The organism is Variovorax sp. OK212 (genome assembly GCF_900112425.1).
In the GTDB taxonomy this organism is placed as follows: domain Bacteria; phylum Pseudomonadota; class Gammaproteobacteria; order Burkholderiales; family Burkholderiaceae_C; genus Variovorax.
Genome location: NZ_FOLP01000002.1, coordinates 410,056 through 428,782, shown reverse-complemented (window position 1 = coordinate 428,782; position 18,727 = coordinate 410,056). Strand labels below are relative to the sequence as shown.

Annotated in this window: 21 protein-coding genes; 15 read left to right on the top strand and 6 right to left on the bottom strand. The window is 69.1% G+C overall.

Features of this window, described 5'->3' with window-relative positions:
- Positions 1-130: 130 nt before the first annotated feature.
- Positions 131-1,324 (top strand): zinc metallochaperone GTPase ZigA, encoded by a 1,194-nt coding sequence (zigA, locus tag BM004_RS08580; protein WP_093212572.1) that lies wholly within the window; start codon positions 131-133, stop codon positions 1,322-1,324.
- Positions 1,325-1,357: 33 nt separating this feature from the next.
- Here the strand turns inward: zigA and BM004_RS08575 are convergent, their stop codons facing one another.
- Positions 1,358-1,834 (bottom strand): Fur family transcriptional regulator, encoded by a 477-nt coding sequence (locus BM004_RS08575; protein ID WP_093128719.1) that lies wholly within the window; start codon positions 1,832-1,834, stop codon positions 1,358-1,360.
- Between the two features lie 122 nt (positions 1,835-1,956).
- Between BM004_RS08575 and BM004_RS08570 the strand changes: the two genes are divergently transcribed.
- From BM004_RS08570 to BM004_RS08550, 5 genes are all read left to right on the top strand, one after another.
- A complete protein-coding gene (locus BM004_RS08570; RefSeq protein ID WP_093212570.1) occupies positions 1,957-2,961 on the top strand; it encodes an AraC family transcriptional regulator in 1,005 nt (334 codons plus the stop codon).
- A gap of 99 nt (positions 2,962-3,060) precedes the next feature.
- Positions 3,061-4,032, top strand: coding sequence for a tryptophan 2,3-dioxygenase (locus BM004_RS08565; protein WP_093212568.1), 972 nt, complete (start codon positions 3,061-3,063; stop codon positions 4,030-4,032).
- A gap of 26 nt (positions 4,033-4,058) precedes the next feature.
- Positions 4,059-5,249, top strand: coding sequence for an amino acid aminotransferase (locus tag BM004_RS08560; protein WP_093212566.1), 1,191 nt, complete (start codon positions 4,059-4,061; stop codon positions 5,247-5,249).
- A complete protein-coding gene (locus BM004_RS08555) occupies positions 5,246-6,439 on the top strand; it encodes an FAD-dependent oxidoreductase (RefSeq protein ID WP_093213050.1) in 1,194 nt (397 codons plus the stop codon). Before BM004_RS08560 ends, BM004_RS08555 begins: the two co-directional genes overlap by 4 nt.
- 74 nt (positions 6,440-6,513) lie before the next feature.
- Positions 6,514-7,530, top strand: coding sequence for a Bug family tripartite tricarboxylate transporter substrate binding protein (locus BM004_RS08550; protein ID WP_093212564.1), 1,017 nt, complete (start codon positions 6,514-6,516; stop codon positions 7,528-7,530).
- A 6-nt stretch (positions 7,531-7,536) separates the two neighbouring features.
- Here the strand turns inward: BM004_RS08550 and BM004_RS08545 are convergent, their stop codons facing one another.
- Positions 7,537-7,845: a hypothetical protein gene (locus tag BM004_RS08545; protein WP_093334542.1), complete on the bottom strand. Its 309-nt coding sequence runs from the start codon at positions 7,843-7,845 to the stop codon at positions 7,537-7,539.
- Between the two features lie 186 nt (positions 7,846-8,031).
- Between BM004_RS08545 and BM004_RS08540 the strand changes: the two genes are divergently transcribed.
- From BM004_RS08540 to BM004_RS08520, 5 genes are all read left to right on the top strand, one after another.
- Positions 8,032-8,703 carry an alpha/beta hydrolase gene (locus BM004_RS08540; protein WP_093212560.1) on the top strand — a complete coding sequence of 224 codons (672 nt, stop codon included), beginning with the start codon at positions 8,032-8,034 and terminating at the stop codon, positions 8,701-8,703.
- Positions 8,704-8,742: 39 nt separating this feature from the next.
- Positions 8,743-9,060: a putative quinol monooxygenase gene (locus BM004_RS08535; protein WP_093128369.1), complete on the top strand. Its 318-nt coding sequence runs from the start codon at positions 8,743-8,745 to the stop codon at positions 9,058-9,060.
- A 165-nt stretch (positions 9,061-9,225) separates the two neighbouring features.
- Positions 9,226-10,785, top strand: a complete 1,560-nt coding sequence (gene gshA / locus BM004_RS08530) for a glutamate--cysteine ligase (protein ID WP_093212558.1) — start codon at positions 9,226-9,228, stop codon at positions 10,783-10,785.
- Between the two features lie 167 nt (positions 10,786-10,952).
- Positions 10,953-11,336, top strand: a complete 384-nt coding sequence (locus tag BM004_RS08525) for a response regulator (RefSeq protein ID WP_093128372.1) — start codon at positions 10,953-10,955, stop codon at positions 11,334-11,336.
- Positions 11,337-11,555: 219 nt separating this feature from the next.
- Entirely contained in the window at positions 11,556-12,488 is a 933-nt protein-coding gene (locus BM004_RS08520; protein WP_093212556.1) for an SDR family NAD(P)-dependent oxidoreductase, read from the top strand.
- 327 nt (positions 12,489-12,815) lie between these two features.
- Here the strand turns inward: BM004_RS08520 and BM004_RS08515 are convergent, their stop codons facing one another.
- The 3 genes from BM004_RS08515 to BM004_RS08505 form a co-directional block, all read right to left on the bottom strand.
- Positions 12,816-13,175, bottom strand: a complete 360-nt coding sequence (locus BM004_RS08515; RefSeq protein ID WP_093128377.1) for an HPF/RaiA family ribosome-associated protein — start codon at positions 13,173-13,175, stop codon at positions 12,816-12,818.
- 118 nt (positions 13,176-13,293) lie between these two features.
- Positions 13,294-13,722, bottom strand: a complete 429-nt coding sequence (locus BM004_RS08510) for a CBS domain-containing protein (RefSeq protein WP_093128378.1) — start codon at positions 13,720-13,722, stop codon at positions 13,294-13,296.
- Between the two features lie 157 nt (positions 13,723-13,879).
- Positions 13,880-14,485 carry a cell envelope protein SmpA gene (locus BM004_RS08505; RefSeq protein WP_093212554.1) on the bottom strand — a complete coding sequence of 202 codons (606 nt, stop codon included), beginning with the start codon at positions 14,483-14,485 and terminating at the stop codon, positions 13,880-13,882.
- A 218-nt stretch (positions 14,486-14,703) separates the two neighbouring features.
- On the opposite strand from BM004_RS08505, the gene ylqF reads away from it, so the two are divergent.
- Entirely contained in the window at positions 14,704-15,687 is a 984-nt protein-coding gene (ylqF, locus tag BM004_RS08500; protein ID WP_093212552.1) for a ribosome biogenesis GTPase YlqF, read from the top strand.
- 13 nt (positions 15,688-15,700) lie between these two features.
- On the opposite strand, the gene BM004_RS41365 is transcribed toward ylqF, so the two are convergent.
- Positions 15,701-16,567 (bottom strand): hypothetical protein, encoded by an 867-nt coding sequence (locus BM004_RS41365; RefSeq protein WP_177206432.1) that lies wholly within the window; start codon positions 16,565-16,567, stop codon positions 15,701-15,703.
- Positions 16,568-16,728: 161 nt separating this feature from the next.
- Here BM004_RS41365 and BM004_RS08490 point away from each other — a divergent pair, with 161 nt between their 5' ends.
- The 3 genes from BM004_RS08490 (at position 16,729) to ykgO (ending at position 18,635) form a co-directional block, all read left to right on the top strand.
- A complete protein-coding gene (locus BM004_RS08490; protein ID WP_093212548.1) occupies positions 16,729-17,850 on the top strand; it encodes a suppressor of fused domain protein in 1,122 nt (373 codons plus the stop codon).
- Between the two features lie 32 nt (positions 17,851-17,882).
- On the top strand, positions 17,883-18,344 hold the full coding sequence (locus tag BM004_RS08485) for a Fur family transcriptional regulator (RefSeq protein ID WP_093128386.1): 462 nt from the start codon (positions 17,883-17,885) through the stop codon (positions 18,342-18,344).
- A gap of 141 nt (positions 18,345-18,485) precedes the next feature.
- A complete protein-coding gene (ykgO, locus tag BM004_RS08480; RefSeq protein ID WP_093212546.1) occupies positions 18,486-18,635 on the top strand; it encodes a type B 50S ribosomal protein L36 in 150 nt (49 codons plus the stop codon).
- Positions 18,636-18,727 lie beyond the last annotated feature (92 nt).

Genomic DNA, 18,727 nt, shown 5'->3' with positions numbered 1-18,727 from the left:
CGCGACCCCAGCGATCATCGGCGCGCACGGTGAGCCACCGGCCGACCTGCGTTCGGGGTCATCTTCAAATGCAACAAAGTTGCATTGGTTCCTATAATGCAATCCTGTTGCAATATATGGAGCCCGCCCCATGCCCGACCGCCTTCCCGTCACCGTGCTCTCCGGCTTTCTGGGCGCCGGCAAGACCACGCTGCTGAACCACATCCTCCACAACCGCGAGGGCCGCCGCGTGGCGGTCATCGTGAACGACATGAGCGAGGTCAACATCGACGCCGCGCTGGTGCGCGACGGCGGCGCCAAGCTCTCGCGCACCGAAGAGAAGCTGGTGGAAATGAGCAACGGCTGCATCTGCTGCACCTTGCGCGAAGACCTGCTGGTGGAGGTGAAGCGGCTCGCCAAGGAGGGGCGCTTCGACCAGCTGGTGATCGAGTCCACCGGCATCTCGGAGCCGCTGCCCGTGGCCGAGACCTTCACCTTTGCCGGCGAGGACGGCAAGAGCCTGGGCGACGTGGCGCGGCTGGACACCATGGTGACGGTGGTCGACGCCTTCAACTTCCTGCGCGACTACGGCTCGGCCGACAGCCTGGGCCAGCGCGGCCAGTCGCTGGGCGACGAGGACACGCGCACGGTGGTCGACCTGCTGATCGAGCAGATCGAGTTCTGCGACGTGCTGGTGCTGAACAAGACCGACCTGGTCAGCGCCAAGGAGCGCGAGCGGCTCATGGCCATGCTGCGCAGCCTGAACCCGCGCGCGCGCATCGAGCTGTCGGAGTTCGGCCGCGTGCCGCTCGAGCGGGTGCTCGACACCGGCCTGTTCGACTTCGACCAGGCCGAGCAGGCGCCGGGCTGGCTGGCCGAGCTGCGCGGCGAGCATGTGCCCGAGAGCGAGGCCTATGGCATCCGCAGCTTCGTGTACCGCTCGCGGCTGCCGTTCCACCCGATGCGCTTCTGGAAGCTGGTGCAAAGCGAATGGGAGGGCGTGGTGCGCTCCAAGGGCTTCTTCTGGCTCGCGAGCCGCGCCACGCGGGCCGGCTCGTGGTCGCAGGCCGGCGGCGCATGCCGCTACGGTGCGGCGGGTTTCTGGTGGGCGGCGGTGCCGCGCGAGCACTGGCCCAGCGATGCCGATGCGCTGGAGCTGATCCGCAAGAACTGGGACCCGGCCACCGGCGACGCGCGGCAGGAGCTGGTGCTGATCGGCATCGGCATGGACGAGGACGCGCTGCGGGCCCGGCTCGACGCCTGCCTGCTCACCGAGGACGAGATGCGCTTCGGCGCCTCGTGGTGGCAGAACTTTCCGGACCCGTTTCCTTCGTGGAACGCCTGAGGGTCGGCTGGCGAGGGACTGGCGAGAGGCTGGTTAGCGGGCGCAGTCGCCGCAGGTGCCGTGCAGGGTGAGGGCGGTGTGGCGGGTGTCGATGCCCTGCTTGCGCAGCGCCCGGCCCAGCCGGCCCATGACCTTGGGCAGTTCCGGGTCCGAGGGCAGCGCCAGCACCTTGTGGCACTGGTCGCATTCGAAGGTGTTGCCCGACGCGGCTTCCACGTGCCGCGAGAAGCGGTTGACCCGGTCGGGGCCCACCCGGCGGTCGCACAGGCCGGCCTCGACCAGCCGGTCAAGCACGCGATACACCGTGACCCGGTCGGGCGCCTCGCCGGTGGCGGTGGTGTAGGCCGCGGCCACTTCCTCGTGCGTCAGCGGCTGCGAGGTGTGCTCCAGCAGCCCGAGCACGGTCTGCGCAGCGCGGGTGACGCGCAGGCCGGCGTCGCGCAGCAGCGCTTCGCTGTCGAACGCGGCGGCGGCAAGGGGGGGCTTCGGGCGAGAGGGCGTGGTCTTCATGCGAAACGCCATTGTGTTGCATCCGGCGCCGCCATGGTGGCGCGGCGGCGAATCGCCCGGTTGCCATGCCAGATAATCGGCCGCTTCGAGACAGACCCAGCCCACCGGGCGGCAACCACAGCATGGACACAGGGCGCGGCGGCGACGTACTCAGCCATGTGCTTGCAACGTACAAGTCCGAACGGGCGGTGACCGCGCGTTTCTCGCTCTCGGCCCCGTGGGCGCTGCATTCGAGCGGGGTGGACGGCCCGCTGATCCGCATGTGCATCGGCGCCCCCTACTGGATCGCGGTGGACGGCGCCGAGCCGGTGCAGGTGGCGCCGCACGACATCGCCATGCTGCCGCAGGGCGTGGCGCACACCGTGTCTTCGGCGCCGGGGCTCGAGCCGCTGCCGTTTCGCGCGCTGATCGAGGCGCACTCGGTCGGCCGCCACGGCGACCACCCGATCGTGTTCGCGCACGGCGGCGGCGGGGCGGCCACCGAGCTGTTCTCGCTGCACCTGTGGATGCCGGCGCAGGGGCTGGGCTCGATCATCGCGAGCCTGCCCGCGCTCATCGTGCTGCGGCAGGCGCAGATCCCGACCACCGCCTCGCTCGCGCAGGCCATGCAGTCGCTGGTGAACGAGACCGTGGCCCAGCGCCCGGGCTGGCAGCTGTCGGCGGCGCGCATGGCCGACCTGCTGCTGGTGCACATCCTGTGCGAGCACCTGTATGCGCAGCCGCAGGTGCCGGCCGACCTGCATGCCGATCAGGCCGATCAGGCGGGCCAAGTCGGCCAAGTCGGCAGGTTGCGCGGCCTCGACGACGAAAGCATCGCCCGCGCCATGTCGCTGATGCACGAGCGGCCCGGGCAGCCGTGGTCGGTGGCCACGCTGGCGCAGGCCAGCTACCTGTCGCGCACCGTCTTCAGCGAGCGTTTCCGCGCGCTGGTGGGCGTGACGCCCATGCACTACCTGGGCTCCTACCGCATGACGCTGGCGGCCGAGAAGCTCAAGAACCGGCAACTGAGCCTGCACCAGGTGGCCGAGTCGGTCGGCTATGCGTCCGAAAAGGCGTTCTCGCGCGCCTTCCAGCGCTGGACCGGGCTCACGCCCAGCGCCTACGCGCGGCGGCACGGCGCGGGTTGAGACCATCGCGCACCGGTCGGCGCTGCTTGCGGACGAACGGTGACCAAATCCGGCGTGCCGGAGGTTGAGGCGAATGCACGCGAACCGAACAATCGGCGCATGGCCAACCCAAGCACACCGCGCGCACCACGCACGCCGCGCACATCCCGCAAGCGCGTCATCCCCGAAGTCCGCAACCCCGCGCTCGAGCTGTCGCTGGTCCGGCCCATCGCCAGCGGCGACAACCAGCAGCGCGCCGCCACCGTGCAGAGCACCGACGGCGAGCCGCTGGTGGCCTTCGAGGGCGCGAGCAACCCCTACCTGGAGCACCAGCGCAACGACCTGCTGCTGAGCCTGCAGCACATGCGCAGCGAAGGCCACGACGAGATGGTCTTCATGTGCATCACGCACTGCAAGGAGCTGACCTTCAAGGCCACGCACTGCGAGCTGGCCAACATGCAGGCGCGCATCCGCGCCGACGACGTGGCCGGCGCGCTGCAGCTGGCGCCGCGCGTGCGGGCGCTGCTCGAGTACCTGGGCAAGACCTGGGACGTGCTCTCGACCATCACGCCGCACGAGTTCAACCAGTTCCGCAACACGCTGGGCATTGCGTCGGGCCAGCAGTCGTACATGTACCGGCACGTGGAATTCATCCTGGGCAACAAGTCGGTGCCGCTGGCGCGCGCGCATGCCAACAACCCCGACGTGTGGCCCCAGATGGAGCGCGCGCTGAACTCGCCCAGCCTGTACGACGACGTGCTGGCGCTGCTGCACCGCCGCGACATTGCCGTGCCGGCCGAGGCGCTGGCGCGCGACTGGTCTGCGCCCTATGCGCCGAACCCCGGCGTGGAGGCGGCGTGGCTGTGGGTCTACGGCGACCCGGCGCCCGAGAACGAGCTGTACCGGCTCGGCGAGGCGCTGATGGACATCGCCGACGTGTTCTCGCAGTACCGCTGGCGGCATTTCGTGTCGGTCGAACGCATCCTGGGCTTCAAGCCCGGCACCGGCGGCTCGGCCGGCGTGGGCTGGCTGCGCAGCGTGGTCGACCACCGCTTCTTTCCCGAGCTGTGGTCCGTGCGGACGCAGCTGTGAGCCGTTCTTTCACTTCTGGAGCTTGCGTGTTCGATCAACTGCCGGCGTACGCCGACGACCCCATCCTCGGCCTGTTCGAGGTCTACAAGGCCGACCCGCGCGACCACAAGGTCAACCTGGGCATCGGCATCTACTGCGATGAAGCGGGCCGCGTGCCGGTGCTCGATTCGGTACGCGCCGCGCGTGCCGAGGGCGTGGGTGTGCAAGGCCCCAGCGTCTACCTGCCGACCGAGGGCGGCGAGGCCTATCGCCATGCGGTGCGCGAGCTGGTGTTCGGCGGTGCGGTCGAAGACGTGGTCGTGGTGCAGACCGTCGCCGGCACCGGCGCGCTGAAAGTCGGCGCCGATTTCCTCAAGGGCGTGCAGCCCGAGGCCGCCGTATGGATGCCCGACCCGACCTGGGCCAACCACGCGGCGATCTTCGGCGGCGCGGGCCTGCGGGTGGAAAGCTACCCCTACTACAACAAGGCCACGGGCGGCTTCGACCTCGACGGTGCCGTGGCCGTGCTGCGCACGTTGCCGGCCGGCAGCGTCGTGCTGCTGCACCCGTGCTGCCACAACCCGACCGGCGCCGATCCGTCGCAGGCCGAATGGCGCGCGCTGCTCGACGTGATCGGCGAGCGCGGCCTGCTGCCGTTCTTCGACATGGCCTACCAGGGCTTTGCACACGGCGTGGACGAAGACGCCTGGGCCGTGCGCGAGTGCGTGCGGCGCGGCATCGCCTGCCTGGTGGCCAGCTCGTTCTCGAAGATCTTCTCGCTGTACGGCGAGCGCGTGGGCGCGCTGGGCGTGCATGCGCCGGCGGCCGACAAGGCGCGGCTGCTGGGCCAGCTGAAGCTCGCGATCCGCCGCAGCTACTCGTGCCCGCCGGCCCAGGGCGCGGCGCTGGTGGCGGCGGTGCTGTCGAACCCGGCGTGGAACGCGCAGTGGCGCGCCGAGCTGGACGGCATGCGCGGGCGCATGCGCGCGGTGCGGGCCAGCCTGCACCGCGGGCTGGCCGACGCGCTGCCGGGCCGGGACTTCGGCTTCCTCATGGCGCAGAACGGCATGTTCAGCTATTCGGGGTTGTCGGCGGCGCAGATCGAGGCGCTGCGCATGCGCTTCGGCGTGTACGTGGTGTCGTCGGGGCGCCTCTGCGTGGCGGGGCTCAACGCCTCGAACATCGGCCATGTGTGCGCGGCGCTGGCCGACGTGTGCGCGAACGAGGGCGCGCCATGAAGGCCGCAGGCACGGTGCTGATCGTCGGCGCGGGCATCGCGGGCTGTTCCGCCGCCATCGCGCTGGCCGACAAGGGCTTTCGCGTCACGCTGGTCGAGAAGCAGGCCGAATGGCGTTTCCAGAGTTCGGGCATCTTCATCTACGGCAACGGGCTCGAGGCGCTGCGCCGGGTCGGCGTGCTGCCGCGCATCCTGGAGGCGGGCTTTGCCATCGAGGACGGGCGCAACGTCTACCTCGACCACCACGGCGCGCCCATCGTCGACGTGTTCTATCCGCGCTCCAGCGGCGGCGCGGCGCCCATCGTGGGCATCAAGCGCGCGGAAATGCACCGCATCCTGGCCGCGCGGCTGGAGGCGCTGGGCATCGAGATCCGGCTGGCGACGACGGTGGCGGCGCTCGATGCGCCGGCCGGCGGCGCGCATGCGTCGGTGGTGTTCTGCGACGGCACCGGGCAGCGCTTCGACCTGGTGGTGGGCGCGGACGGCATCCGTTCGCAGCTGCGCGAGGCCGTCTGCGGGCCCGTGGTGCCGCGCCACACCGGCTTCGGCGTGTGGCGCAGCGTGCACGAGCGCCCGCGCACGCTCGACGCCAAGATCATGCTGATGGGCATCGGCAAGCGGCTGGGCATCATGCCGATCAGCGACGACCGGCTCTACATCTTCGGCACGGTCAGCGAGCCGGCCGACCGCTGGTACCCCAAGGAAACGTGGCCCGGGCAGATGCGCGAGCGCTTCGCCGAGTTCGGCGGACCGGCGCGCCAGTTCCTGGACCAGCTCGGCGCGGATTCGGAAGTGCTCTACACCGCCGTCGAGGAGGTGCAGGCGCCGTTGCCCTGGCACGCGGGCCGCGTGCTGCTGATCGGCGACGCGGCGCATGCCTCGACGCCGTTCATGGGGCAGGGCGGCGCGATGGCGGTCGAAGACGCGGTGGTGCTGGCCGAGATGCTGGCGCACGGCGGCATTTCCGCGGCCACGCTGCGGGCCTTCGGCGAGCGCCGCTTTCCGATGTGCCGCTTCGTGCAGGACGCCTCGCGCAAGGTGGGCGAGGCCGGCGCGGTGGAAGACGCCGCCGGTTGCGCACGGCGCAACGCGGCGATGCGCGACGGTGCGCAGCAGCAGGTCGACGCCTTCTACCGCCAGCTGGACGCGCTCCATATCGCTCCATATGCCCGAACGCAGCTAAGCATCTGACAAATGGGTCGTTCGCTTGCGGGAGAAGGCGCGACAGAATCGCGCCCTTTGCCTCCTGCAATCGAAAGTTCACCATGCGCGTGCCCTCCCTGTCGAAGCTGCTGAAACCGGTGCTTGTGCTGTGCGCCGGCGCCTCGTTCGCGCTGGCTGCGCAAACCCAGGCCCAGGCCCAGGCCCAAGCACAGCCCGCGGCGGCTTACCCCTCGAAAGCCGTGCACATCACGGTCGCCAACACGCCCGGCAGCTCGCCCGACGTGCTGGCGCGCTACCTGGGGCAGCGCCTGTCGGAGCAGTGGAAGCAGCCGGTGGTGGTCGACAACCGCGCCGGCGCGGCGGGCATCCTGGCGGCCGACGGGCTGGCCAAGGCGCAGCCCGACGGCTACTCGCTGCTGGTGGGCGCGGACGGGCCCATCACCATCCTGCCCAACATCCAGCCCGGCCTGCCCTACGACGCGCGGCGCGACCTGGTGCCGGTGGTGTCGCTCGGGCAGATCGACTTCGTGCTGGTCGCCAACCCGAAGACCGGCTTTCGCACGGTGGCCGACTTCGTGCGCGCCGCCAAGGCACACCCGGGCCGCATCAACTACGCCTCGGCCGGCAACGGCAGCCCGCAGCAGCTCAGCATGGAATTGCTCAAGCAGAAGGCGGGCATCTACGTGACCCACATTCCCTACCGCGGCGGCCCGCTGGGCATGCAGGACGTGATTGCGGGGCAGGTCGACGTGATGTTCATCGCCGTGGGCCCCGCGCTGCAGCACATCCGCAGCGGCCGCCTGGTGGCGCTGGGCACCAGCGGCGAGAAGCGCCATGCGCTGCTGCCCGAGGTGCCGACCGTGGGCGATACCTATGCGGGGTACCGCTCGGGGACGTGGTTCGGCCTGTTCGCGCCGGCCCGCACGCCGCAGCCCGTGCTCGACGCCATCGCGGTCGACGCGGGGCGCATCGTGCAGGCGCCGGCCACGCGCAGCGAACTCGCGGCGCAGGGCATCGAGGCCACGGGCTACCCGCAGCGGCAGTTCCAGGCGCGGGTGTCGGCCGAGTACGAGCGCTATGCGCAGATCGTGAAGGCGGTCGGCATCAAGCCCGAATGACCGCGGTCATTTGACCGAGCGGCCCAGCGCCTTGGCGAAGGCCTGCACGTCGTCGTCGTGGCACACCTCGGCGGCCAGCGGCGCATGGCCCTGCGCCATGGCCGCCAGCGCCATGGCCTTCTTCGGGCACAGGCCCAGGCAGCTGCACTGCACCACGCGCAGGCGCACCGGCAGGTGCGAGAGGTCGTGCTTCAGGTCCTTGCGGACCTGCCGGGCCCGCAGTCTGGTGGGGCCGTCCTTGCGTTCTTCGCAGTCGCCGCAGACCAGCACCACGCCGGCCAGCTTGGTGTCGACAAGGGGAGGGGAATGGCTCACGCGGGGTTTCCTTGATTCCTTGGTTCGTCGGGGTATTTGTCGGGGTAGCCGCAGGGGTGTTCTCGGCCCATGTTGGGCATGGCGCAACCATGTGCAAGTCAGCCAACCGGCCGTTTCCTTGCCTCTGGCAGGCCCCGAATGCGCTAAGGTCTGGCCATCCGCGTTCCTGAATACCTTTGCCCGACCATGTCCCTTGCCGCCAACGCCCCCATCGAGCTCGAAACCGCCCCGAACCCCACCGCCACGGTGATCGTCATGCACGGCCTGGGCGCCGACGGCAACGACTTCGTGCCGATCGCCAACGAGCTCGACCTGTCGTCCGTGGGCCCGGTGCGCTTCATGTTCCCCAACGCGCCCGTGATCCCCGTCACCATCAACGGCGGCTACCAGATGCCCGCCTGGTACGACATTGCCGTGCCCGACCTGGCCGCGCAGGAAGACGAGGCCGGCCTGCGCCGTTCGCAGGCCACCATCGAGGCGCTGATCGCCAGCGAGAAGGCCCGTGGCATCGCCGCCGGCCGCATCGTGGTGGCCGGTTTCTCGCAAGGCTGCGCCATGGCGCTCATGACGGGGCTGCGCCACACCGAGCGCCTGGCCGGCATCGTCGGGCTGTCGGGCTACCTGCCCATTGCCGCCACCACGGCGGCCGAGCGGCATGCGGCCAACCACGAGACCCCGGTGTTCCTGGCCCATGGCCGGCAGGACCCGGTGGTGCCGCTGGCCGCGGCCCAGCGCTCGCGCGACGCGCTGGCCACGCTGGGGCATCCGGTGGAGTGGCACGAATACACGATGGCGCACTCGGTGTGCATGGAAGAAATCGCGGACCTCAACCGCTTCCTGCTGCGGGTGCTCGGCTGATTCGCCGCCGGGCCGCTGGAAACTGAAGGAGACAAGAAAATGATTCTGGTCATCGGACACGCCCTGGCAAAGCCCGACACGCTGCAGGCGATGCTGGCCATCAGCGTGGAGCACGTGCTGCGCTCGCGCGCCGAGCCCGGCTGCATCTCGCACGAAGTCAGCACCGACGCGCAGCAGCCGCTGCGCCTGACATTCGTGGAGCGATGGAGCGACATGGCCGCGCTGCAGCTGCACTTTCGCGTGGAAGCCTCTCGTGCGTTCGGCAAGGCGCTGGCGGCCATGGCCGACGGCATGCCGGAGATCCACGTCTACCAGTCGGAAGAGATCGACCTGTCGGCGGGCCGCGCCAAAGCCTGAATTTCGCAAGCGATTTGTAGCGCTCACGCGCATGCACTCTATGCAAGTAGCTATCAAAAAAATAGCACTGGACAGAATAGCGAAGGCCGGGATTCCCTGCGCAAGCAGTGCCCGCGCGCCCGTGCTACCTTCCAGCCCCTCAGAAGATTGATGGGTCATAACAATATGAGCAACAGATTGCAGGAGAGGTTGGGTGCACTTTCAGCCGCACGACTGAAAGCCATGCGCCGCGGCATCGAGAAGGAAAGCCTGCGCGCGCTGCCCGACGGCAAGCTCGCGCTGACGCCGCACCCGCTCGCCCTGGGCGCCGCGCTCACGCATCCGCACATCACGACCGACTTCAGCGAATCGCAGCTCGAACTCATCACGGGCGTGCACGCCAGCGTCGAATCGGCACTGGAAGAGCTCACGCAGGTGCACCAGTTCACCTACCGCGTGCTCGACGCGCTGGGCGACGAGCGCCTCTGGGTGTCGAGCATGCCCTGCGGCCTGCCGACCGACGAGACCATTCCGATCGGCCGCTATGGCTCGTCGAACGTGGGCCGCGCCAAGAGCGTGTACCGCATGGGCCTGAGCCACCGCTATGGCCGCCGCATGCAGACCATCTCGGGCATTCACTACAACTGGTCGTTGCCCGAGGTGTCGAGCGAGCAGTACTTTGCGCTGATCCGCAACTTCCGCCGCCACGCCTTCCTGCTGCTGTACCTGTTCGGCGCCTCGCCGGCGCTGTGTTCGAGCTTCGTGGCGAGCCGACCGCACGAGCTGCAGCCGCTGGGCGACGGCAGCATGTTCATGCCGCACGGCACCTCGCTGCGCATGGGCCCCCTGGGCTACCAGAGCGAGGCGCAGGCCTCGCTGGCCGTGAGCTACAACAGCCTGGACGGCTACGGCGCCTCGCTGCAGGACGCGCTCACGCGCCCGTGGCCGGCCTACGAGGCCATCGGCATCCGCAACCTCGGCGGCGACTACAACCAGCTGGCCACCAGCCTGCTGCAGATCGAGAACGAGTTCTACGGCACCATCCGCCCCAAGCGCGTGATCAACCCCGGCGAGCGCCCGCTGCATGCGCTGCGCGAGCGCGGCGTCGAGTACGTCGAGGTGCGCCTGATGGACCTCGACCCCTTCGAGCCCGTGGGCATCAACGCGCAGACCATGCGCTTCATCGACGTGTTCCTGCTGCATTGCCTGCTCAGTGACAGCGCCGACGACACGCCGCAGGAAATCGCCGAGCTGGCGCAGAACCAGCACCTCACGGCCGCGCGCGGCCGCGAGCCGGGGCTGCAGCTGCTGCGCGGCGGGCGCGAAGTGGCGCTGGCCGACTGGGGCACCGAGCTGGTCGAGCAGTGCCTGCCCATTGCCGTGGCGCTCGACGCCGCGCAGGGCAGCGGCACGCTGCACGCCGACGCCGTGCAGGCCGCCCTGGCCGCGCTGCGCAACCCCGACAGCCTGCCTTCGGCGCGCGTGCTCGCCGCCATCGAGCAGGAGCACGGCAACTCCTTCGTCGGCTTCGTGCGCGAGCGCTCGGAGCAGACGCGCGCCGGGTTGCTCGCGCTGCCGTTCTCGCCCGCGCAGCAGGCCGAGTTCGAGCAGATGACGGCCGAGTCCATCCAGGAGCAGAAGCGCATCGAGGCGGCCGACACCATGCCCTTCGAGATCTACCGCGAGCAGTACGTGTCGCCCGCACGCCTGGGCATGGCGCGCGGCCGCATGGCTGTCGCTGCCTGAGGCGGCTCGCTTCCTGCCTGTTGGCGGCTTAGGACTTTCGTTCGGCCTTCGCGCCGCACCGCCGGTCACGCACTTTTGCGTGACGACAGGCGCGGGGGCCGATGGCCTACAGGCATTGACCCGCATCGCCCACCGCACGCCCGCGGTGCGGGGCGACGATGGCAACCATGACATTCAAGGCCTACCTCGTCGAAGACAGTCCGGTGATCCGGGAGAACCTGGTGGGTTTCCTGGAGGACGTGGCTGACGCGCAGGTCGTGGCCTCGGCCAGCACCGAGGAAGAGGCCATCACCTGGCTGCGGCTGCATTCCAACGACTGGGACCTGACGATCGTCGACCTGTTCCTCAAGCGCGGCAACGGCTTGGGCGTGATCCACGCCTGCCGCAACCGCTCGCCGAAGCAGAAGGTGATCGTGCTGAGCAACTACGCCACGGCCGACATGCGCGAGCGTTCGCAGCAACTGGGTGCCGACGCGTTCTTCGACAAGTCGGCCGAGCTCGACCAGCTGGTGGCGTACTGCGAGCAGGTGCGCGCCGCCCACGGCCGATAGCTGGCGTACCGCGGCCATACCGCGGCCGTACTGCGGCCACACCGCCGCCATACCGCCGCCGCATCGCTGCCGAGCCGCCGATGCACCGCGGCTGACGCGCCCGCGACTTGTCCCCCGCGCGGAGGACTGCGCACGGTCCCCTTTCTGGGTTAAAACGCCACGCTGCCGCCCCGGCGGCAACGAAACAACGGCAACTCCCTAGGAAAGCGACAGAGAGACATGAGCAGCAACAGCAGCATCGACTTCAAGGGCCGCGTGGCCATCGTGACCGGCGCGGGCGGCGGCCTGGGCCGCCAGCATGCGCTGGCCCTGGCCGCGCGCGGCGCTAAGGTGGTGGTCAACGACCTGGGCGGCGCACGCGACGGCTCCGGCTCCGGCGGCTCGGTGAGCGCCGCGCAGGCGGTGGTCGACGAGATCAAGGCGGCCGGCGGCGAGGCCATGGCCAATGGCGCCTCGGTGACCGACTTCGAGGCGGTGCAGGCCATGGTCAAGCAGGCGGTGGACGCCTGGGGCCGCGTGGACATCCTGATCAACAACGCCGGCATCCTGCGCGACAAGAGCTTCGCCAAGATGGAACTGGCCGACTTCAAGCTGGTGGTCGACGTGCACCTGATGGGCGCCGTCAACTGCACCAAGGCGGTCTGGGCGCTCATGAACGAGCAGAAGTACGGCCGCATCGTGATGACCACGTCTTCGTCCGGCCTGTACGGCAACTTCGGCCAGAGCAACTACGGCGCGGCCAAGCTGGCGCTGGTGGGCCTGATGCAGACGCTGAGCCTGGAAGGCGCGAAGAACGACATCCGCGTGAACTGCCTGGCGCCCACCGCGGCCACCCGCATGACCGAAGGCCTGATGCCGCAAGAAGTGCTGGACGCGCTCAAGCCCGAGGCCGTGGTGCCCGCGATGCTGGTGCTGGCCGCGCAGGACGCGCCCAACCGCACCATCCTCTGCGCCGGTGCCGGCACCTTCGAGGCCGCGCACATCACGATGACGCAGGGCGCCTGGCTGGGCATCGGCCCCGATGCGCCCGAGCAGCTGGCGGCCCGGCTGGCCGAGGTGACCTCGCGCGAAGGCGAAACGGTGCCGCAAAGCGGCGCGGCGCAGGGCACCAACGAGGTCGGCAAGGCCATGGCGAACGCCAAGCGCGGCTGACCCCGCGCGGCCCGGGTTCAGGGCAGCTCGACCTCGCTTGACCTCGAGTGCACTCGAGCATTTCCAATGAATCCACCGCAGGCCCGATCGGGGCTCGCGGGTCATTCAACCGAAGGAAATCGAGCCATGAGCACGATCGTGTCGATGGCCGAGATGCGCGAATACACGGCGCTGTCGCTGGTCGACCGCAAGATCGGTTTCTACGATGAGTGGCTGGCCAGCGGGCACCGGCCGCCGTTGATTCCGGTGGGGGTTCCCATCGACAGGCGCCCGAAGCACCCGCGCTCGAAGCGCCTAAGCGCAAGCGCGGCGTGCGGGCCCCGAGGGTTACTCGGCGATGAAGCTCGGGTCGGTGCGGATCGAGCCGCGGTCGCGGTGGTTGTGCAGGCGCCCCAGCGTGTTGTCGAGCAGGCGCTTGAGTTTTTCGGCGGCGCCGCGGAAGGCCTCGTCGAGGCTGCTGGCATGTTGCGTGACGGCCAGGGGCTGGTGGTGCGCGAGGCGTGCTTCCATCACGCAGCACTTGTCGCCGCTGCCGGTCTTGTCGTGGTTCTCGTCGCTCAGGTGCACCTCGACGCGTGTCACGTCCTCGACGAAACGGCTCAGGTGCTGCTTGATCTCGGTGTCGGCCCAACGCTCCAGCGCGTCCTTGTTGGTGATGCCGTTGCTCGTGTTGACCTGAATCTGCATGCAATGTCCCTGCTGGATGGATGAACGAAAGCCCACTGTGCGCCCACAAGGGTGCGGGTGCGCGTAGGTCTATTCCCTACCCATGCGCCGGGCAGGGTCCGCAATGCGGCGGATTTGCTCAGCTCTGGATGTACGTGGTCAACTGCTCGATGGTGGCCTCGTGGTCCGAGATGATGTCGTCCATCAGGTCCTGGATGGAGATCATGCCCACCACCTTGTCGCCGTCGACCACCGGCAGGTGGCGGAACTTGCGCTGGCTCATGAGCGTCATGCAGGCGCGCGTGCGGGTCTGCGGGGTGACGGTCATGACGTCGGGCGTCATGATCTCGCGCACCTTCACTTCCTTGGAGTTCTTGCCCTGCAGCGCCACCTTGCGGGTGTAGTCGCGCTCCGAGAGAAAGCCCACGAGCCTGTCTCCGTCCATCACCATCAGCGCGCCCACCTCGAAGCGCGCCAGCGTGGACAGCGCGTCGAACACGCTGGTGTCGGGGGAGGTGCGCCATGCTGCGGAATCATGGCGCTTGAGCAGTTCGGAGACGGGTTTCATCGCGGGTCACTCCATCAAAGGGTTGTCGATTCGACCGACGCTCGGGCGCCGCACTCGGTCAAATGATAGGGGCGATACCGTGCGGAATGCCCCTTCGCGATGCAAAAGCTTCTAGGGGATTGCGCCTGTGTGCAACACGGGCGCAATGCGCGAGAACTTAAGGCTGGGCTGGTGCGGCGAGCACGCGGCTCAGCGCCACCGGGTCGCCCACCACGGTCTTCACGAGACCCTTGTCGTCGAAGCTCACCTGGAACTCCGACCAGCTGTCGCGCCAGTAGCGCCACACGGGCGCGTCCAGGCTCGGGTTCTCGCTGGCCACGGGGTAGCCGATGGCCATCAGCACCTGTTCGCGCGTCATGCCGGGCATCACCTTCACGGCGAGGATGGCCTCGCGCACCGCGGGCGCGAACGCCGCCATCTTCTGCTTCGGGTCTTCGGTGACCACGTAGCGTTGTGCGAACGCGGGCAACGTGATGTTGCGGCTGTAGTCGTTCTTGATGCGCTGCGGCTTGCCCGCGAGGTCGGCGTCGAACCAGCGGAAGTCGTACGCCGTGATGCGCGCCGGCGTGCCCACCGCCACGATGCGCGTGCCCTGCTCGTCGTAGTTGATGTCGCTGATCGAGCTGCCGTAGGTGCGCATGTTGCAGCACAGGTAGCCGTTGATCAGGGGGCCGGCCGGCGGCGTGGGCCGCTGGGCATGGGCGACGGTGGCGGACACGGCGGTGACTGCCAGCAGGGCGGCAGCGGCAAGGCGCTTGGACATGGATTTCCCCTCGAATGTTTATTGGAATGGCTGCGCGGGCAGCGCGCGGATTCTAGGATCGAAGCGGCCGCGAACAAAGGCAGAATGCCCGCTTCCAGCTATCGAAAACGTAGCGCGCAGGTCCTGTTCAGGTAGCGGGGCCACAATGCGCACCCGGCCTCACCGCGAGGCCGCCCCCGATTCCCCAGACAGCGCAAGAGCAGAAAGAGCACCCACCGATGGCGATCCAGTGGTTCCCCGGTCACATGTATTCGACCCAGAAGGCCATCACCGAGCGGGTGAAGGACATCGACGTGGTCATCGAGCTGCTCGACGCGCGCCTGCCCGGCTCCAGCGCCAACCCGATGCTGGCCGAGCTCACGGCCGGCCGCCCGACGCTGAAGGTGCTCAACAAGCAGGACCTGGCCGACCCCGAGCGCACCGCGCGCTGGCTCGCGCACTACAACGCGCAGCCCGACACGCGCGCCATCGGCCTGGACGCCAGCCTGACCACGCCCGCCCAGCAGCTCGTGAAGGGCTGCCACCAGCTCTCGCCCAACCGCGGCGGCATGGCCAAGCCGATGCGCGTGCTGATCTGCGGCATTCCGAACGTGGGCAAGTCCACGCTGATCAACACGCTCATCGGCGGGCGCAAGGCCAAGACCGGCGACGAGGCCGGCATCACCAAGCTCGAGCAGCGCATCACGCTGGCCGACGACTTCTACCTGTGGGACACGCCCGGCATGCTGTGGCCGCGCATCATCGTGCCCAAGAGCGGCTACAACCTGGCCGCCAGCGGCGCGGTGGGCCGCAACGCCTTCGACGAGGAAGAAGTGGCGCTCGAGCTGCTCGACTACCTCAAGTCCAACTACGTCGCCGGCATTGCGGCGCGCTTCAAGCTGGTGGAGCTCGACGCCCAGACCATGGCCGGCATGAAGGACGAGGACCTGCTCGACACCATCGGCCGCAAGCGCGGCGCGCTGCTGGGCAAGGGCAAGGTCAACCTGCAGAAGGCGGCCGAAATCGTCATGCACGAGTTCCGCGCGGGCAACCTCGGGCGCGTGACGCTCGAGACGCCCGAAGAGTTCGCGCAGTGGCTGGCCGACGGGCAGCGTGCCGACGCCGAGCGCGCGGCGAAGAAGGCCGCGCGCAAGAAGAAGCCGGGCAGCAAGTCGGATGGCAAGCCGGCAGGTGAGCCCGCAGAGGACGCCGGCGCAGCCTGAGCAGGCCCGCGCTTCAGTCCAGCGCGAACAGCGCCGCCGCGGCCTCGTTCAGCGCCGCGGTGCGCCGCGAATCCGGGTGCGGCCCGGCCGCCCCCAGCGCCCGCTGGTACATCGCGATGCGCGTGGCCGACACCGGCCGGCACAGCGGGCGCCCCACGGTCTGCGACAGCCCGCGCTCGGGCACCACGTAGCGCCCCGGCCCCAGCCGCGCGAAGCGGATGTAGGCCTGCAGCGCGTAGAGCATGTCGGCATGCAGGGCGTCCATGCGCTTCTCGGCATCGGCGCCGATCTGCGCGTAGCCCTTCGCGTCCTTCGTGACCTTCAGGCCCAGGATGTCGGCCATGTCGATCTGGTAGTGCGTGAAGTCGCCGTAGGGGCGCTTGCAGTCGATCATGAAGGTGCGCCAGTTCGCGTGCTGCAGCAGCCGGATGTGCTCGGCGCTCACGTCGAAGGCGTCGCGCCTGGCGAACGGCGGCAGGAAGCCGTAGTGGCCGGGTGCGAAGCTGGCGTGCAGGAAGAAGGCGGCGGTGACCTTCACGAAGCGGTCGAACACCGGCGAGGCCGTCGAGCCGCCGCCGTCGAGCGCGTCGCCGAACTGCTCGAGCGACAGGTCGGGCGGAACGATGGCGGGCGCGCCCGATTCGCAGGGAATCCATTCGGCCGTGCTGCGGCGGAACCAGTCGATGTCGTCCTGCGTGATGGCAATGCTGCCGGGGGCGGGCGGCGCGGCGGCTTCGGGGGTGGTCGAAGCCGAAGAAGCCGCCGAAGCCGCCGAGGATGCGGGTGTGCTGCGTTGCCCGCAGCCCGAGGCAGCGAGCAGGGCGGAGGCCGCGCAGGCGGCCGAGAAGGCCAGTGCGCCTCGCCGATGGATCCGTCTCACGTTCTTTTCTCCCATGGGTAAGCAGTCGATCGGGCTCCCGAGGATGCCATGCGGGCCTGACGCCCGCCTGAGGACATGGCGCACAAGGAAGGACATTCGCGGCGTGTAGGCTCGCGCGTTCATTTCATTGCCCAATACATCGCAACATTGCCAGGAGCCGCATGACCGAAGCCACGCCAGACCTGCCCGGAGCCAGCGCCGACACCGATGCCGACGAAGACCTTTCCCCGGGCTGGGATGCCATCGGCGCCGCGCTCGACCGCCTGTACCCCGGACAAGAACCAAAGCACTACGGCACGCTCGTCAAGTGGATGCTCGGCGGCCCCGACCCGCTCGACGGCGTGAGCGCGTGGAAGCGCATGGCGCCCGTGCCGCACTGGCATTTCGTGACCTACGGGCTCAGCGAGCTGTACGCCAAGGAGTCGGACGACGCGGACACCAGCGGCTACGGCTTCGAGTTGACCTTCCGCCTGGCCTGCGCGCCCGACGAACCCGCCGATGCCGAGCCGCCCGCCTGGGCCGTCAACTTTCTGCAGAACCTCGCGCGCTATGTGTTCAAGAGCGGCAACGTGTTCGACGACGGCCACTGGATGACCGCCAACGGCCCCATCGCGCTGGAGCGCGACACGCTGATCTGCTCCATGGGCTTCGCTTTCGACCCCGAGCTGCCGGCCATCGACACGCCCAACGGCCGCATGAGCTTCCTCCAGGTGGTCGGCCTCACGGTCGACGAGGAGCGCGCCGCCAAGCAGTGGCAGACACGCCAGCTGCTCGACGCGCTGCTGCCGAAGATGCCGCTGTGGGTGACCGACCTGGCGCGGCCCTCGCTGCTCGACGACGCCGAAGTGCGCGCGCAGGTGGACGCCGGCGCGCAGCGCGACGGTTCCTCCAGCGGCTACCTGTTCACCGACGTGCTGGGCTGGAAGGTGCACAAGCGGCTGCTGCGTTCGCCCATCACCGAGATCACGCTCGGCGCGCGGCAGGTCGGCGAACTCGCCACGCTGCTGCCGCTGCGCCTGCCGTTCGGGCGCGGCTTCCGGCTGGCCGGGCGCGAGAGCTCGGTGCTTTTCGAACGCGCCGACGCCAACGGCGTGAGCGAGGGCGAAGAAGGCGAGGGCAGCCTCACGCTGCGCCTGAGCGACGACGCCGTGCGCGAACTGGCCCGCGCGCTGAAGCCGCTGGCGGGCACCTACACGCTCGACAGCCTGGACAACGTGCGCTGGCAGGTCCAGCAGACGACCATCAAGGACGCTGCCGGCAAGGTTGTCAGCACCATCGGCTGACCCGCTTCGGGGCAGCCCACTATCATCGAAAAATGCAACGTCTCACGCGCCAACGCAACGCCGTTTTCTCTGCTTTCAGCGACACCGGTCGCGTCCTGACCGCCCCGGAAATCCTGGCGCATGCGCGCGAGATCGTGCCCGAGATCAGCCTGTCGACCGTGTACCGGCAGGTGTCGCTGCTGCTGGCGGACGGCGAGATCGCCAAGGTCGAGCTGCCGGGCGAGCCGGCGCGCTACGAGGTGACCTGCAAGCCCGCCACGCAGGCGGACGGGCACAGGCAGTCCAAGCACGACGGACACGAGGCCGACCACCACCATCACTACTTCCATTGCGCGAGCTGCGGCCAGGTGTTCCTGCTGCACGCCTGCCCGGGCCCGATGACCGACCTCGTGCCCAAGGGCTTCCAGGTGAAGAGCCACGAGGTGACGCTGCACGGCCTGTGCGCAACCTGCGCCGATGCAGCGCCGAAGCGGAGTTCCTCGAAGGCGCATTGAGGAACCAGCGCGGCCGGCACCCCGTCGGCCGCCGAAAGCGCACGGCCAGCAGCCTGTCGGCCTTCATGTCGATCTTATTGAGAATGAATTCTCAATAACGTATAGTCGCGGGTCCCGAAACTCCGAGGCCCGTGTACAGCCATGCAAGTCCTTTCCTCGCTCAAGGAAGCCAAGAAGCGCCACCGCGACTGCCAGCTGGTGACGCGGCGCGGCCGCACCTGCGTCATGTGCAAGTCGAACCCGCGCTTCAAGGCGCGCCAGGGCGGCGCGAAGAACAAGAACAAGCGCTGAGCCGAAGCGCCGGCCGGCGCGCGTTCCCACGCACAGCGCCGGCTTTTTTCGACCTCACCACCACCGAACGAACGCCACGGCGCACCCGCGCC